The organism is Shewanella sp. MMG014 (genome assembly GCF_018100775.1).
Taxonomy (GTDB): domain Bacteria; phylum Pseudomonadota; class Gammaproteobacteria; order Enterobacterales; family Shewanellaceae; genus Shewanella; species Shewanella japonica.
Window position 1 is genome coordinate 604,049 of the sequence record NZ_JAGJDZ010000001.1, and the last position, 15,497, is coordinate 619,545.

General features: G+C 40.6%; 15 protein-coding genes. 11 read left to right on the top strand and 4 right to left on the bottom strand.

The features are described 5' to 3' along the window. Positions 1-63 precede the first annotated feature (63 nt). Positions 64-984, bottom strand: a complete 921-nt coding sequence (locus J8L86_RS02555; protein ID WP_211028539.1) for a DUF368 domain-containing protein — start codon at positions 982-984, stop codon at positions 64-66. A gap of 307 nt (positions 985-1,291) precedes the next feature. On the opposite strand from J8L86_RS02555, the gene J8L86_RS02560 reads away from it, so the two are divergent. The 5 genes from J8L86_RS02560 (at position 1,292) to J8L86_RS02580 (ending at position 4,737) form a co-directional block, all read left to right on the top strand. After that, a complete protein-coding gene (locus J8L86_RS02560) occupies positions 1,292-1,765 on the top strand; it encodes a hotdog fold domain-containing protein (protein WP_055024269.1) in 474 nt (157 codons plus the stop codon). Between the two features lie 86 nt (positions 1,766-1,851). Beyond that, positions 1,852-3,084: a DUF418 domain-containing protein gene (locus tag J8L86_RS02565; RefSeq protein ID WP_247663141.1), complete on the top strand. Its 1,233-nt coding sequence runs from the start codon at positions 1,852-1,854 to the stop codon at positions 3,082-3,084. Positions 3,085-3,092: 8 nt separating this feature from the next. Next, positions 3,093-3,716, top strand: a complete 624-nt coding sequence (locus J8L86_RS02570) for a YceI family protein (protein ID WP_211028541.1) — start codon at positions 3,093-3,095, stop codon at positions 3,714-3,716. Between the two features lie 105 nt (positions 3,717-3,821). Continuing rightward, positions 3,822-4,166, top strand: a complete 345-nt coding sequence (locus J8L86_RS02575; RefSeq protein ID WP_211028542.1) for a DUF1294 domain-containing protein — start codon at positions 3,822-3,824, stop codon at positions 4,164-4,166. A gap of 100 nt (positions 4,167-4,266) precedes the next feature. Beyond that, positions 4,267-4,737 carry an FKBP-type peptidyl-prolyl cis-trans isomerase gene (locus J8L86_RS02580; RefSeq protein WP_055024272.1) on the top strand — a complete coding sequence of 157 codons (471 nt, stop codon included), beginning with the start codon at positions 4,267-4,269 and terminating at the stop codon, positions 4,735-4,737. Between the two features lie 151 nt (positions 4,738-4,888). On the opposite strand, the gene J8L86_RS02585 is transcribed toward J8L86_RS02580, so the two are convergent. Continuing rightward, complete coding sequence (locus tag J8L86_RS02585; RefSeq protein WP_065109004.1) at positions 4,889-6,103, bottom strand: Xaa-Pro peptidase family protein; 1,215 nt, start codon at positions 6,101-6,103, stop codon at positions 4,889-4,891. Positions 6,104-6,324: 221 nt separating this feature from the next. On the opposite strand from J8L86_RS02585, the gene J8L86_RS02590 reads away from it, so the two are divergent. The 4 genes from J8L86_RS02590 (at position 6,325) to J8L86_RS02605 (ending at position 11,485) form a co-directional block, all read left to right on the top strand. Beyond that, positions 6,325-8,112, top strand: a complete 1,788-nt coding sequence (locus J8L86_RS02590) for an aminopeptidase P family protein (protein ID WP_211028544.1) — start codon at positions 6,325-6,327, stop codon at positions 8,110-8,112. Positions 8,113-8,330: 218 nt separating this feature from the next. After that, complete coding sequence (locus tag J8L86_RS02595) at positions 8,331-9,632, top strand: DEAD/DEAH box helicase (protein ID WP_211028546.1); 1,302 nt, start codon at positions 8,331-8,333, stop codon at positions 9,630-9,632. 286 nt (positions 9,633-9,918) lie between these two features. Continuing rightward, positions 9,919-10,554, top strand: coding sequence for a peroxiredoxin-like family protein (locus J8L86_RS02600; protein ID WP_080915173.1), 636 nt, complete (start codon positions 9,919-9,921; stop codon positions 10,552-10,554). A gap of 160 nt (positions 10,555-10,714) precedes the next feature. Beyond that, positions 10,715-11,485, top strand: coding sequence for a DUF2913 family protein (locus J8L86_RS02605; RefSeq protein WP_247663142.1), 771 nt, complete (start codon positions 10,715-10,717; stop codon positions 11,483-11,485). Positions 11,486-11,600: 115 nt separating this feature from the next. Here the strand turns inward: J8L86_RS02605 and J8L86_RS02610 are convergent, their stop codons facing one another. Further along, a complete protein-coding gene (locus tag J8L86_RS02610) occupies positions 11,601-12,083 on the bottom strand; it encodes a MarR family transcriptional regulator (RefSeq protein WP_055024276.1) in 483 nt (160 codons plus the stop codon). Positions 12,084-12,778: 695 nt separating this feature from the next. Then, on the bottom strand, positions 12,779-12,946 hold the full coding sequence (locus tag J8L86_RS02615) for a hypothetical protein (RefSeq protein ID WP_211028548.1): 168 nt from the start codon (positions 12,944-12,946) through the stop codon (positions 12,779-12,781). 102 nt (positions 12,947-13,048) lie between these two features. Here J8L86_RS02615 and proB point away from each other — a divergent pair, with 102 nt between their 5' ends. Both proB and J8L86_RS02625 read left to right on the top strand, forming a co-directional pair. Then, positions 13,049-14,155 (top strand): glutamate 5-kinase, encoded by a 1,107-nt coding sequence (gene proB, locus J8L86_RS02620; protein WP_065109001.1) that lies wholly within the window; start codon positions 13,049-13,051, stop codon positions 14,153-14,155. Then, the gene (locus tag J8L86_RS02625) at positions 14,152-15,399 is read left to right on the top strand and encodes a glutamate-5-semialdehyde dehydrogenase (protein WP_211028550.1); all 1,248 of its coding nucleotides are present in this window, start codon (positions 14,152-14,154) and stop codon (positions 15,397-15,399) included. The genes proB and J8L86_RS02625 overlap by 4 nt, the downstream gene beginning before the upstream one ends. Positions 15,400-15,497: the final 98 nt, after the last annotated feature.

Genomic DNA, 15,497 nt, shown 5'->3' on the forward strand with positions numbered 1-15,497 from the left:
TATTCTCAAAGTAACATGAGCGAGAATTAGCCCATTACGGGCTAATTCTCAATATTAGTCTGCCTACTTAGCAGAATGCTTACCAAATTTTTCCAAGCCCCACACCAGTCCAATACCAACCAATAAACAGGCAATGGCGGCAAGCAGTTGTGACGACTCCCCAGTTAACTGCTCAAACTGCATCGGTGATAAATTTTGCTCAGTTAGAGGGACTTGCTCACCTTTAGAATTTTCACGCCAAGTTAGTACTTCTTTCCATGGCCAGATTTTCCCTAAGGTGCCCAGCATCAATCCAGTTAAAAATAGCAATGTCTCATCATGAAACTTACGTAACATGGCAGACAATACGTGGCTAAAGCTCAATAAACCTGCCACGCAGCCTAATGCAAAACACGCAAGCATAAGCACATCAAAGCTTTTAGCTGCCGCTAATACCGCAGGATAAAGTCCTAGAAGTAATAAAATAAAACTACCTGAGATCCCTGGTAAAATCATGGCGCAAATGGCAATGCAGCCTGCAAAGAAAAAGGTAAGGTAACTGACATCAAGTTCAATAGGGTTAAGTACGGTGATAAACCAAGCGAACGCCACACCGAGTACAAACAAAATACAACGTAACAAATTAATCCTGTTCACCTGTTTGAGCATGTGCACAACGGAAAAGAGAATAAGCCCAAAAAAGAATGACCATACAGGGATTGGGTGATTTGTCAGTAACCATGAGATGAGCTTAGCCAGTGTAAAAATACTGGTCAGAATACCGCCAAAAACAGCGACTAGAAATGGACCGTTAATATGTAAAAAAGCCGCTTTGATACCATGTTGTTTTATCACTCCAAACAAAGACGGGTTGATCTTTCGAATACCGTCTAAAAGTGGATCTAAAATCCCTGTGATAAACGCAATCGTGCCGCCTGATACGCCCGGTACAACATCCGCGGCGCCCATCGCCATTCCTTTGAAAAAATTTAATAGTTGCTGCAAAGCTAATCCTTAATAAAACGCTGAATTTAATTATTTAAAATTGCATTACCTTGTCAAAACATGCGCTTTGACTCAGTGGTACCTTGTATGATGTTCTTGATGCGTCCTATGACCTAGGCCTATGAGTAAAGTTCTCAAACCTCATCATTAATTTAAATAAATTATACCTCGATATTCTCTAATCTCTGTCATTAATCTTTTTTCAATTTCATTGGCATATGTGCAAGGCGTTACAAGGATGTTAAACTAACCCAAACCAACTCATCAGACCAGATGTTAAAATAATTCTAATAAGAGAAGGATCGATATGAGCAACAAGCCTAACCATGTATTAGCTTTATATAACAAAGTAACCAAATACCCATTCGGGAATAAAATTTTCTCGATTATGGTGTCACGTATGGCTCCCTATTTTGCCACGGTAAAGCCTCTCGTTACTGAACTAAAAGTCAATCGCTGTGCTTGTTTAATCAAAAAGCGCAAAGCGGTGCACAATCATATTAAAACTGTACATGTGATTGCTATTTGTAATGGCTTAGAAATGGCAATGGGTGTGATGGCAGAAGCATCGATACCTAAGCACCTACGCTGGATCCCAAAAGGAATGACAGTCGATTATACCGCCAAGGCAGGCAGTGATATCTTATGTGTTGCAGAAGTCACCCCCGAACAATGGCAAGTTGGTGACTTACTGGTTCCTGTCAATGCCTATGACACCGATGGTAATGTGGTTGTTCGCGGCACAATTAAATTGTGGATCTCTGAAAAACCACAAAAATAAGCCTTTCTATTACAGCCTAGCTGTTGCTATCTTTTTGATTCAGTGACTGTTAGGCTTTTAATCATCGATCACCACACAAAAACAATATGAATAGCGAAATGGATGCTGCAGCTCATATTAGTACGCCTACCAGCGTCACCAATACTGGCCCAAATCAAGTCAATACCATCAACGAAAGCCATGGAAACCGTAACCATAATATCGACGCCTTAAGGGGATTAGCTATTCTTGGCATCTTATTCATGAATATATTTTTTATGAATGATAGTTTTTACGGTTATGCCCCGCATTTAATACAGCCAAAGATGGATATATTCACAGAGGTAGTGAGTAATGTATTTCTGGAAGGCCGATTTTTAAGCCTTCTTTCCATCTTATTTGGTGCAGGTTTATTGGTGCAATTTCAGCGCTATGAATCGCAAAGTCTACCTGCTTACCCATTAATGAAAAAACGCCTCTTATGGCTTATGTTAATTGGGCTAATGCACGGCGTATTTATTTGGGCTGGCGATATATTATTAACTTATGGTATCAGTGCTTTTTTAGCGCTTAATTATATCAATAGCGATCTCGAAATACTCAAAAAGCGTGCAACTCAATTTGTTGCTCTTTCACTTATTTTAGTCGCTTTGTTTAGTTTAACAATTGAAGATGATCTGTACTTTCGGGGCTCCGAACTGCACCTTGAGCAATTACAAGAATGGTCAGCTGGCTATCTCAACACCGTAATATTGCAGCTTATTCAAGTGGGATTCATGCTTATCATAACGCCCTTTACACTCATTTGGTTTATTGGCGGCTTGATGATGTGGGGAATGGCGCTTTACAGGCAAGGAATATTTGAACACGGGTTAGATAGAGTCACGTTATTAAAATGCATTACGTGGACCATTATATTTTCTGTTATTGATACTTTATTGGGTTTTTCATCTAATCCGGTGCTAAAAGAGCTCTCCGCAACCACAGTAATAATAAGTGCCATTCCGATGGCAATGATTTATATCCATTTGATCGTTAACCTGTGCAAAAACAGTCCACATGCATTAAGTCGATTGCAAGATGTCGGTAAACTAGCCTTGAGTTGTTACATTATCCAATCCGTTATTGGCGTGATATTATTTCGCTATATTATTCAATACTATGCACCTGAATTACATTTGATTCTGAATAGAATTGATTACGTCTTTATTGCTGGGATAATTATTGGATTACAGCTAGTGTTTGCCCCATTGTATTTGCGGTTCTTCAAGCAAGGGCCATTAGAAGCATTATGGCGAAATCGAGTTCGCCATAGTCAAAACAAGATGACCTCACAGTGAGCTACCTTATGAATAAATGGATTATTAACAAGTCGCTTATATGCTCAATCTGCGCAATATTGATGTTATCAAGCTGCGTCAGCTGGGTGGCCCCTAATGTTAAATCTGAACTGGTTGCACTGCAGCGCGGTGAATATCAACTCGATAAGAATCATGCTGCACTTCTCTTTAAAATTCAGCACCTTGGTTTATCGACTTATGTGGGGCGTTTTAATCAGTTTGATGCTGAACTGACTTTTGACCCAGACAATATGACCGCAGCGAGCTTAACCGCTGTAGTCGATATTCAATCTGTTGATATCAACAATCCAGACTTAGCTGAGACCCTACAAGAATCCACTTGGTTTGATTCTGAAACTTTTCCTCAAGCGGTATTTGCAAGCCATACAGTCACCCCTATATCTGAGAGCCAATTTAATTTTACTGGCAACTTAACGCTTAAAGGGGTCACTCAACCTGTCACATTCAAAGCAACCTTTCATGGCGGCGCAGATAATTGGATGACAGGTAAGTACACTGTAGGGTTTAGTGCCATAGGCCGCATTAAGCGTTCTGACTTTAACATGAGCAGTTATATACCGATTGTCGGTGATGAAATAGATTTAGAAATTTATGCTGAATTTTTAAAATAGTTCTTGCTTAAAGCGGCTCTTGTTTAAAATAACCCTTTTATGGCATCCCTTATGTAAAGTACCCCTTATTGACATCGCCATGAACATTTAACCAAACGAGCACCAATGAAACTATTTGGATTGATATCTTGCCTAGCACTCATCATTGCAAGCTTTAGCCTATCTAGCTATTTAGGTTATTACGTGCTGTTCATAAACCTGATTTGTGCCGCTGTGACTTGGCATGATAAACGTGCTGCCAGTAAGCAAACATGGCGAGTGAAAGAGCGTACCTTATATATTTTAGCCTTCATTGGCGCCTGGCCAGCGGGCGTTCTTGCGCAGCAATATTTCCGCCATAAAACGCAAAAAACGCCCTTTAAGTGGATTTATTGGGTGATGATTGTTTTAAATATTTTATTAGTTATAAGCATGTGTTACTTGCAGTTAAGACACACAGGCATAAATTAACGCAAAGTCACCTTAAGCAAGCGTGAGACTTTACCCCTGCACTATCAATCAGTAACATGCGTAAAACGACAATCCACCAGAATACACACGAGAACTTACTATGAAAGTCTTATTGGCTATTTGCGTCATCGCTGGACTCATCTTTTACTTTTTTACTCAATCAAATAATAAAAAAGCAGCTCAAGAAAACATTATTAAAGGTGATGCGTTCTTGCTAGAAAATCAGAAAAAAGAAGGGGTTGTAACAACACTGTCAGGGCTTCAATATTTAGTCATGCATAAAGGTGAAGGAACTGAGCATCCTAAAGCAACGGACACAGTTACTGTGCATTATCATGGCACTTTGATTGATGACACAGTGTTTGATAGCTCAGTGGAGCGTGGTCAAAGTATCGATTTCCCACTTAATCGTGTAATTCCAGGTTGGACTGAAGGTGTTCAGCTAATGACAGTTGGTGATAAATTTAAATTTTTTGTGCCAAGCACCTTGGCTTACGGTAACCGCGCGGCAGGTAAAATTGAAGGCGGTTCAGTGTTAATTTTTGAAGTTGAATTACTCGCGATCAACTAAATCAAGCGTTCAACTAAATCAAAGTATTAACTCAATTATCACTCTAATACTTAACAAAACGCCCATTAGTCATTGCTAATGGGCGTTTTTCAGCATTAGGTAAATATCAACGTACTGCCTGATGTCTATTTAATCAAAACGATAACTAAATCTACGCTAGGCCAAAAGGATCATCGATTGATTTAGCGGGTTCAGTGAACCAAACCGCTCCCTTTTCGGTCATGTAAAAATGGTCCTCATGGCGCACGCCAAACTCTCCCGGCACACATAACATAGGTTCATTACTAAAGCACATTCCAGCAGTCAGTTCAGTATGATCATTTAATACCAAATAAGGCCACTCATGGATGTCTAGTCCAACACCATGACCGGTTCTATGAGGTAAACCTGGTACATCGTAACCAGGGCCAAACCCCGCATTTACAATAACCTCACGCGCGGCTTTATCGACACTCGCACAGGTTTTACCAATTTGAGCAGCCTCAAAAGCAGCTAACTGAGCTTGTTGCTCTAGTTGCCATAGTTCGCGTTGGCGATCATTAGGCTCACCAAAAACATAAGTACGAGTGATATCAGAATTGTAGCCTTGTAGCTGACAGCCAGTATCAATAAGTACCGTATCATTTACATCAAGAGATTTAGGCGACTTAACCCCGTGAGGATAAGCAGTATCTTCACCAAACAACACAATACAGAAATAAGAACCAGCAGGGGCGCCTACCTTTTTATGCGCTTCATGAATGAATAGCTCCACTTCAGCAGTCGTGATCCCTTCACGTAATATGCTAGCTGCTGCAATATGAACAGCCAAAGTCATGTCTTTGGCACGTTGTAATAAAGCGAGTTCTGATGCTGACTTAATCATCCGGCAGCCAGCAGTAATACTTTTAGCATTGACATATTCAAGCTCAGAGTTCGCTAATCGCATGCCATCAAAAATGAAAAATGCAGTTGACTCATCGATGCCTATTTTACCGGTGGAAATCCCCATCTGGCTGACTGTGTTGGCAAAAAGTGCGTAAGGGCTTTCATCTTCATGCCACGTATTTACCTTACCTTTAATCGCCATGAAGCCTTCTAAAGTATCTAGCTCAAACGCAGGTGCAATATATTCAACGTCACCTGTTGCTGGGATGATGGCTCCAACCATGCGCTCACTGGCGTACCATTTAGTCCCAGTAAAATAGTATAAATTGGTACCAGCATTAACATAAATGGCTTCGATGCCCTGCTGCTGCATTAACTGTTGCGCTTTAGCAATACGTTGTTCAAATTCCACAAGTGCAATACTAACTACATCCTCTGTCATGTCCGATAAACTTGCCAGCGCTTGCTCTTGAGTTTGAGTACCAACTCCAATCGTCATAAATGACTCCAAAAAAAGTTAAGGGTGATGAGATTTCTGTCTTAGTGTAAACTGCAATTTGAAAATGTATACAATATAAATTCATATCAATATTTACTGGTTTATAGCCCATGTAACATTTGCCCAATATAGTCTTTAACTTGCAAAGCGCCTCAGGCAATTGCGATAATCGCCTTTCATCAATAAGACTGAATCAATCAGCCCTCTCCAACGGAGTTATCATGTCAGACATTATTAATCAGCGCCTACAGGCCATTCGTGAAGAACTAACTAAACATAATCTCGATGCGTTTATTATTCCTAGAGCTGATGAATACCTCGGAGAATATGTCCCTGAGCGAAATGAGCGCCTACTATGGGCAACGGAATTTACTGGATCTGCTGGGATGGCAATTGTCTTAAAAGATTCTGCGGCAATTTTTGTTGATGGTCGCTATACCGTGCAAGTTAAGCAACAGGTTAATGGCGAACTATTTAGTTACGAAAGCTTATACGATACCCCGCAAGTTGAATGGCTCATTGATCAATTAGCCTCAGGTAAACGTGTTGGAATCGACACTCGACTGCATACATTAGCTTGGTACCAACAAGCTGAGCATAAACTTACCAAAGCGGGACTTGAGCTAATCAGTGTTGCAGAAAACCCAATTGATATTCATTGGCATGACCGCCCAGTATTACCTAGTGAACCTATTACCCTATTTAGCCATGAAGGCGCCGGGCGAAATAGCCTTGAAAAACGTCAACAGATTGGTGCACTAGTCGCTAAAGAAGGCGCAGATATGGCATTGATTGCTGCGTTAGATTCTTTCTGCTGGCTACTTAACATCCGTGGCAATGACGTTCCACGTCTACCTGTCACATTGGGCTGTGCATTATTATCAACCAATGGTGATATGACCTTATTTGCCGATATTGCCAAAATGCCAGCTGGATTCATTGAACATGTTGGCGCTGGTGTTGATTTCAAAGATGAGTCACTTCTAGCTGATTCTTTATCGCAACTTAACGGTGTAAAACTGTTAGCTGACCCAAATACTGCCAATGCGTGGAGCCAACTCACGGCCCAACAAGCGGGTGCCGTATTAGTTGCAGGTAGCGACCCTGTCGCTTTACCAAAAGCACAAAAAAATGCAGCAGAACTAAACGGAATGCGCGCAAGCCATGTCAGAGATGGCGTAGCCGTTAGTCGTTTCCTTGCATGGCTTGACCGTGAAGTTGCCGCTAATGTGATGCACGATGAAGCACAGCTCGCTGATAAGCTTGAATCATTTCGTTTAACGGATCCACTTTACCGTGAGCCTAGCTTTGACACCATTTCTGCAACGGGTGGTAATGGCGCAATGTGCCATTACAATCACCTTGATGGCACGCCAAGCAAAATGACCATGAACAGCATTTACCTTGTTGACTCTGGCGCTCAATACATTGACGGTACGACTGATGTCACTCGCACCATCGCAATTGGTCATGTCACTGCTGAACAACAAAAAATGTTCACCTTAGTGCTTAAAGGCCATATTGCTCTTGATCAAGCTAAGTTCCCGAAAGGCACATCAGGCCAACAACTTGATGGATTTGCTCGCCAGTATTTATGGCAACATGGGTTTGATTATGATCATGGCACAGGTCATGGCGTGGGACATTTTTTAAGTGTTCATGAAGGCCCACAACGCATAGGTAAAAATGTTAATGGCGTAGCATTATTACCAGGAATGGTGCTTTCTAATGAGCCAGGTTATTACCGTGCTGATGAATTTGGTATTCGAATTGAAAACTTGGTGGCAGTTATCCCTTCACCGACACTGGTTAATGCTGAACGTGACATGATGGCATTTGATGCACTCACCTTAATTCCGATGGATAAACGCCTAATTGATAAATCACTGTTAACTAAAGCCGAAATCAATTGGTTCAATCAATACCATGCCAAAGTATTTAGCACGTTATCGCCACTCATGCAGGGCGAAGATTTAACTTGGCTTACTCAAGTGACGAGTGAGTTATAACGGCGCCATAAGTCAACGCTAACGACCACTGAATACCAAGTTTTGAACAAAAACTTGGTATTTTTTTGTGTTTTTGCCTGTTTCTTCAAAATGTCATTAGATTAAGTTAAGAATTAATCAATTATATTTGTTATACTCCGCCGCCGCTTCTTATAGCAGTTATACTGAGCTTGTAAATAACCCGTTGAACGACGTGATAATGATAGGAATATATACCGATGAAATTTGAATCTTTTAGCTTCGCCCCTGAAATATTAAGTGCGATCGCTGATTGCGGTTATAAAACTATGACACCCGTTCAGCAACAAGCTATTCCAGCTATCCGCCGCGGTGAAGATGTGCTTGCAAGTGCGCAAACGGGCACAGGTAAAACAGCTGCTTTTGCACTGCCTTTACTACAAAAAATGGTTGAGAATCCACGTGAAGTGCAACACTCAAACACCCGCGCGCTTATTTTAACGCCGACACGTGAGCTTGCTGCACAAGTTGCTGAAAACATCACTGATTACAGTAATAATATTAACATTGAAGTGCTGACCATCTATGGTGGTGTAAAAGTGGCAACCCAAGCGCAAAAACTAAAGCGCGGTGCAGATATTATTGTTGCCACACCTGGTCGCCTTTTAGAACACTTATTATCCTGTAATTTAAGTTTATCAAACGTGGAATTTTTAGTACTTGATGAAGCCGATCGTATGTTAGATATGGGCTTTAGCACTGATATTCAAAAAATCCTGCAAGCCGTTAATAAGCAACGTCAAAACTTACTATTCTCAGCGACTTTTTCAACATCAGTGAAAAAGTTAGCCAATGAAATGCTTAATAAGCCAAAAGTGATTACCGCTGATAAGCAAAACACCACAGCAGCAACAGTAAGCCAAGTAGTTTACCCCGTAGAGCAGCGCCGTAAGCGTGAGTTATTGTCAGAGCTCATCGGTACCAAGAATTGGCAACAAGTATTAGTGTTTACCGCAACACGTGATGCCGCCGATCTATTGGTTAAAGAACTGAATTTAGATGGGATTCCATCTGCAGTTGTTCATGGTGAAAAAGGCCAAGGCAGCCGTCGCCGTGCATTACGTGAATTTGTTGAAGGTAAAGTTCGTGTGCTAGTAGCAACAGAAGTGGCAGCCCGTGGTTTAGATATTCAAAACCTAGGTTATGTTGTTAACTATGATTTACCTTTCCTTGCTGAAGATTATGTTCACCGTATTGGTCGCACAGGTCGAGCGGGTAAATCTGGCACTGCAATTTCATTTGTTAGCCGTGAAGAAGAGCGAACTCTTGCGGATATTGAAAAGTTAATCGATCAGCCTATTCGCAGAATTACTATGCCAGGTTACGAAGTCGGCAGCAGAGAGTTATTGCTAAAACAAATTCAAAAACGTCGTAGCTTTGCCAAAAAACAGCAACGAGTTGACAATGCGGGCGCACAAGTTGTTGCAGAGCGAAACATGCAAGGACGCCGTGTCACTGTTGGTAAATCAACCAGCACAGTTAAGTATAAAAAACTAAAATAGTTCATTAACTTAATATCAAAGCTTATCTAAATTAAGGCGCTACAAGCGCCTTTTTTATTGCCCCTCAAAGTTCAATAGCTGTCATTTTTATCGCTACACATCTAAGATGTAAATTTAAATTCACTTTTAAATCTATATCATGAAATAAAAACTGTTATGCTCGGGTCTAGTAGATTGTGAATGTAAAGTCACTGCTATGCACACTTTAAATTGAGAAAACAATGAAGTAATGCCTTGTGTGGCATTCAATAAGACTAACCCTTTTTATTTGAATATGGATTTCAGCATGTTAAAAAAACTTATGTTAGCCGCAGCAATCACCTTGTTTAGTTTGCCTTCGCTGGCTAAACCAATAGCCAGTGATGAATACCACGTCATGCCATTAATGAATGGTCAGCAGATCCCAAGTGTTGTTTTACAAGATGTGAAAGGCAACAAAGTAGATTTAGCTGAGCTAACAGCGCAAAAGCCAACCATTTTCTTTTTCTACCGTGGTGGCTGGTGTCCATTCTGTAATATCCAAATGGGTCAGCTAAAAGCGATTGAGCCGAAGCTAATTGAAATGGGCTTTCAATTGGTAGGGATTTCACCTGACTCACCCGCTAAATTAAAAGCATCAATGACTGATAATGAATTAGATTACTTGCTGCTTTCTGATGAAAAAATGGCAGCATCACAAGCATTTGGTATTGCATTCTATACTAGCGAAAAAGTCACCAGCATGTATCAAGCTAAACTTAATGTGGACAATACCTTATGGACGACACCTGAAGGTGACAAACGCCTAGTTCTCCCTGTTCCTGCGGTTTATGTTGCAGATAAAAGTGGATTAGTGCATTTTCAATATATTAATCCGAATTACAAAGTCCGTCCGGCGCCAGAGTTAATTTTGACTGCTGCAGAATTACTGCAAAATCAGTAACCTGAATCTTAGCGTCAACCTTGGCGATAACTTATTGTTGTCGCCTACTCCCCTCTTCTTTAATCAGTCTGGTTTAGCCGTTTTCTTTTCTTTTAAACACAATCATTATCACCTTATCAAAAGGCTTTGACATAACAATTATTTAATCGCTGAAGCCAAGTTGGTAGCAGCAATTCAAGCTCCTCTGCTACAATACATCTTATATTATTCGTCTGATGACAACGCCCTATCACTGAACGATTTATCTGATACGGCAATTCAACCTAACGGTGTAAACAAAGTGCAAACCCAAACCTATAACCTAGCCATTTTAGCTGTGGCAGAAGCCGCTCAAATCGCATTAGCAGAGTCTGCAGCAAAACAAAAAGCCAAAAGAACATCCGCCCAAGAAAGCCACTTCTTGTGTGCTTGGTTAGTGGAAATGTATAAAGTTAAACGTTTCCCTAAAATCGTTGCCAATGATATTTCTGGTTGGATTACGTTAGCTCGTAGCAAAGGCGCCGGCGCCATGCTTCCACAACTGTTTGATGCTATTGCGACTCAATACCGCCAAGTCGAAAAACCTGCCATATCCCAACATCAAGCAGTACAGGAGTTACTTGCAGAACTGGAAACGGACGACTGGTTTGTTATCGCAGATAGCGCTTTTTCAAATGAGCCGAAAACTAAACTAAAGCTTGCAGGAAATGGTCAATCAAGTTTGGTGGTATGTGAAGATCAACTAGCGCAGCACTTTGAAGGTGATAAACTCACTAAAGCATTGCCAATTTATGTTCGAGGTGACGAAAAGCATTTTGCACAAAAGGCGTTAGATAAAGGCTTATTAGTCAGCCCTGGAAATAAAAAAACCAGTATGATTAAGCACCATAAAACTTATTTAATTGCACCAAACAATCAATTAGGTGAGCTTTGCTTACTTGTCTCTATTTAGTCGTCACCTCAATAAGATAACGGCTTAACGCTAAACAAAGCAATGAGTAACAACGAAATAGCCATGAAGATATGGGCGCTTTAGACAAACTTATAGCGCCCTATTGAGATTGGATTTATTGATGCTCGTGGGTATGTAACTGACCCACCTCTAAGACAGGTGATGCATCTAAATCTTCAGCATCCATCATACTTGAAATACGCTGCATAGTGGCCAGCATTTGCGACTGTTCCCATTCTTCCATTGATTCAAAACGGGTAATAAAGTGCTCTTGTAGCGGTGTTGGCGAGTCTTTTATGATGTCTTTGCCTTTTTCCGTTAAACTAATCCCCACTTTACGCTTGTCCGTTAATGACCTTGTACGCGTCACCAGTTCACGTTTTTCTAATCTATCTAAAATACTCGTAATCGTGGCAGAGCTGAGATTAATTGTCAGTGCGACCTCTTTTACCATCGCATTATCATGATCTGCAATTGCTTGGAGCACTAATAATTGTGGGCTAGTCAATCCAGTTTCTTTACTCAGCTTTTTTGAATATAAATCAATGGCTCGAATCACTTGCCGCAAAGAGACGAGTAACTCTTCATACTTTTTCATAAGACAAACTCAGTTCAATACTAATGATTTCAATTCTATCAAATGCGTAATCAATCCTAAATACCGCCTTTAGTCTTAATAAAGCACGAACCTGTAAACTTTTCATGCAACATAGGTTGATCTTATTTAACAACTCCGTATCATAATAGTTTGTATTCTAATTATTAGTAGTAAACACATGTTGCAACCACGCGTTTTAAAGTCGTCACTGTTTTCAATCTCAAAATCTAGACTAATAGCAAGAAATTCACTGGAATTCGTTTGTTTTTGGTTAATCCTCGCAAGTTATATATTCAGCCCTTTGTATACAATATATAAATCGTACTCAAACGATAATAATATAAAGTGATGAAAAATTCGTATTTAACATTTGCATTAAATTATTTTTTGATATTGATGTTAACTGGCAATACGATCAATTATCCCAGTACAAGCAAATCCCTCATTCAGCGTAAACACAACAAGCTGAATCGCCTTTGCTGTGCCCAAAGGCCTATACACTCTTGCTTACAGGCGTGTAGCAGACTGTATGAGTATTTTTTTAGCTTTAAGAAAACCAATACTGCTGTTGGGTTATTTATCAGCTCTTTTGCTGTGTTTGGTTTCAAGTTCACGCCACAATTTTACTTTAGCTTAGTTTTTACAGCTTTCGTTGCCGAGCTTTCAGGCACTACTTTCAATTTATCCCAACGATATTATTCATATTCCACTTCATTCAAAAACACATTTATCAGTATCAGTGTATTGATTAACTGGTTCTGCATAACAGTGCTACAAGGTAGTTTTTCAGTTATTCGGCTTGCCATTCTTTTACGACTTAAATTAAGCATTAACGCACTAGCCACCAACAGTGCACTAGCCACAAAAGTCGCTTTCTTCTTGAGCCGTCTACTACCTCAACAAATAACCCTTAAATTTAAATTAGTTAATCGAAAGCTTGTCAAAAGCACATCACAAGAGGAACTATGTCTTTACGTCACAACACGCGCATCGTAGTCAAAGTTGGCAGTGCCCTTATTGCACCAGGAAACGATGGCTGTAGCGCTAAATATCTTAAAAATATTGCTCAGTTTATTCAAAACTGTCGCCAGCAAGGACAACAAGTAATACTTGTTTCATCTGGCTCTGTTGCTGCAGGGCGACAATGGTTTGATGTTGATTCGCCAACCAAAGCGTTAAAGAAAGCCATGGCTGCGGCAGGTCAAAATGACATGATGGCAATATGGGCTAAGTTACTCGATATGCCATTAGCCCAAATCCTGTTAACTCATGCAGATTTATGTAATAGAGAACGCTACGTCAGTATCAAAGACACCATTGAGTCATTGCTAGAGCACAATGTACTGCCTGTAATTAATGAAAATGACACCATGACGTCTGAAGAACTTAAAGTGGGTGATAACGACAACCTAGCAGCGATGGCAGCGGCGGCAATTGATGCTGATACCCTTATCATGTGCACAGACGTTAACGGCCTTTATGATAAAAACCCACATCAATACGATAACGCCCAACTTATTCAGCAAGTGAATGAGATAACCTCCAAGATATATGCAATGGCGGGAGGCGCGGTAAGCGCAACTGGCACAGGAGGGATGCTAACTAAAATCCAAGCGGCAGAAAAAGCCACTGCACAGGGTATTGATACCTTAATTATTAATGGATTTGAGAATGCCTCTTTTGAGCAACTACTAGCAGGTAAAAACCCTGGCACCCACTTCCTCGCCAATATCGAGCCACTCTCACCCGCGATTCATTGGATGACGCACACTGTCAAAGAGCGTGGTGAAGTCATCATTAATGACACCACAACCACCCACTTTGCAAGTGATGAAGATATGCTCACAAGTGGCAATATCCTTGAAGTGAAGGGGCAGTTTTCGGCAGGAGATACCATCTTAGTATCGACCGATGATGGCACCAAAGTGGCTAAAGCTAAAACCAATTACAGTAGCTGTTTACTTAATTATATCGCTCAAGAACAGGATGACGAGAATACAAGCCAAAGCTATTTTGCGCAAAACGATTCTATTATTTCGAAAGAGCACTTAACCGTATTGGAGAACGAATGAATTTAATTACAGATATTGCAAAGCAGGCCTCTCAGGCCTCACGCTCTTTAGTTAACTTAGACACCGAAACTAAAAACCATATTCTAAACGTTATGGCAGCAGAATTGCGAAATGCGGTGACCACGATCCTCGAAGCGAATCAGCTGGATATGGACAATGCAAAACAAAATAACTTAGCAAGTGCCATGCAAGACAGATTGCTATTAAACGAACAACGAATTGAACTAATGGCAAAAGGACTAGAAGAGGTAGCACTACTCCCCGATCCTGTTGGTAAAATCCGCGACTTAGGTGAGCAGCCTAATGGCATTAAGATCAGTAAAATGCGCATCCCACTTGGCGTTGTCTGCATGATCTATGAAGCAAGACCCAATGTCACCGCTGATGCTGGCGCATTATGCTTTAAATCAGGCAATGCCATTATTTTGCGTGGCGGTAAAGAAGCATTGCATTCAAGCAAAGCCATTGCCTCAATACTACAAAAAACCTTAGTCAAATTTGATTTACCTGAAGCACTCATTAGTGTCGTGCCCAACGCTGACAGAGCCTTATTAATGGATTTAATGCAACAACGTGAATACATTGATGTCATTATTCCTCGAGGCGGTGAAGGGTTAATTAACTTTGTCACAGATAACAGTAAAGTGCCTGTGATTCAGCACTTTAAAGGAGTCTGCCATTTGTATATAGACAAATATGCGGACTTCGAAAAAGCCATTAAATTACTGTTAAACGGTAAGACACAACGAACAGGTGTGTGTAATGCGCTAGAAGGATTAATCGTTCATAAAGCCATTTTAAATGACTTTATGCCGTTAGTTGCTAAACATATGGCAGAGCAAAATGTCTTGATTAACGCCTGCCAAACCAGCCTCCCATTTTTTAACCAAGCTCAATTATTGCAAGATGACCAATTTGGTACAGAATATCTCGACCTTGAAATAGCGGTTAAAACTGTCGATAGTTTGAATGGAGCACTGGATCATATCCATCAGTTTGGCAGTAATCATACCGAGGTTATTTGCACTGAAGACAAACAGCGTGGTGAGTTATTTCAGCGCAGTGTTGATGCTTCAGTCGTGATGGTGAATGCCTCATCGCGATTTTCTGACGGTAGCCAATTAGGCTTAGGCGCTGAAATCGGTATTGCTACGACAAAATTACACGCCTATGGTCCAATGGGACTGGAATCGTTAACGGCTGAAAAATTTTTAGTTTCAGGTGATGGTCAAGTTCGAGATTAGTAATATCACCAGTCAATAAATAGTGATCACATTGACGTCCTTGTCGTTAAATCAACGGTATTTGGATAAAAATAAAGCCCTTTCGAGGGCTTTACTAT

Coding starts and splice junctions, on each gene's coding strand:
- J8L86_RS02560 (WP_055024269.1), top strand. CDS start 1,292: ATGAGCAACAAGCCTAACCATGTATTAGCTTTATATAACAAAGTAACC.
- J8L86_RS02565 (WP_247663141.1), top strand. CDS start 1,852: ATGAATAGCGAAATGGATGCTGCAGCTCATATTAGTACGCCTACCAGC.
- J8L86_RS02570 (WP_211028541.1), top strand. CDS start 3,093: ATGAATAAATGGATTATTAACAAGTCGCTTATATGCTCAATCTGCGCA.
- J8L86_RS02575 (WP_211028542.1), top strand. CDS start 3,822: ATGAAACTATTTGGATTGATATCTTGCCTAGCACTCATCATTGCAAGC.
- J8L86_RS02580 (WP_055024272.1), top strand. CDS start 4,267: ATGAAAGTCTTATTGGCTATTTGCGTCATCGCTGGACTCATCTTTTAC.
- J8L86_RS02585 (WP_065109004.1), bottom strand. CDS start 6,103: ATGACGATTGGAGTTGGTACTCAAACTCAAGAGCAAGCGCTGGCAAGT.
- J8L86_RS02590 (WP_211028544.1), top strand. CDS start 6,325: ATGTCAGACATTATTAATCAGCGCCTACAGGCCATTCGTGAAGAACTA.
- J8L86_RS02595 (WP_211028546.1), top strand. CDS start 8,331: ATGAAATTTGAATCTTTTAGCTTCGCCCCTGAAATATTAAGTGCGATC.
- J8L86_RS02600 (WP_080915173.1), top strand. CDS start 9,919: ATGTTAAAAAAACTTATGTTAGCCGCAGCAATCACCTTGTTTAGTTTG.
- J8L86_RS02610 (WP_055024276.1), bottom strand. CDS start 12,083: ATGAAAAAGTATGAAGAGTTACTCGTCTCTTTGCGGCAAGTGATTCGA.
- proB (WP_065109001.1), top strand. CDS start 13,049: ATGTCTTTACGTCACAACACGCGCATCGTAGTCAAAGTTGGCAGTGCC.
- J8L86_RS02625 (WP_211028550.1), top strand. CDS start 14,152: ATGAATTTAATTACAGATATTGCAAAGCAGGCCTCTCAGGCCTCACGC.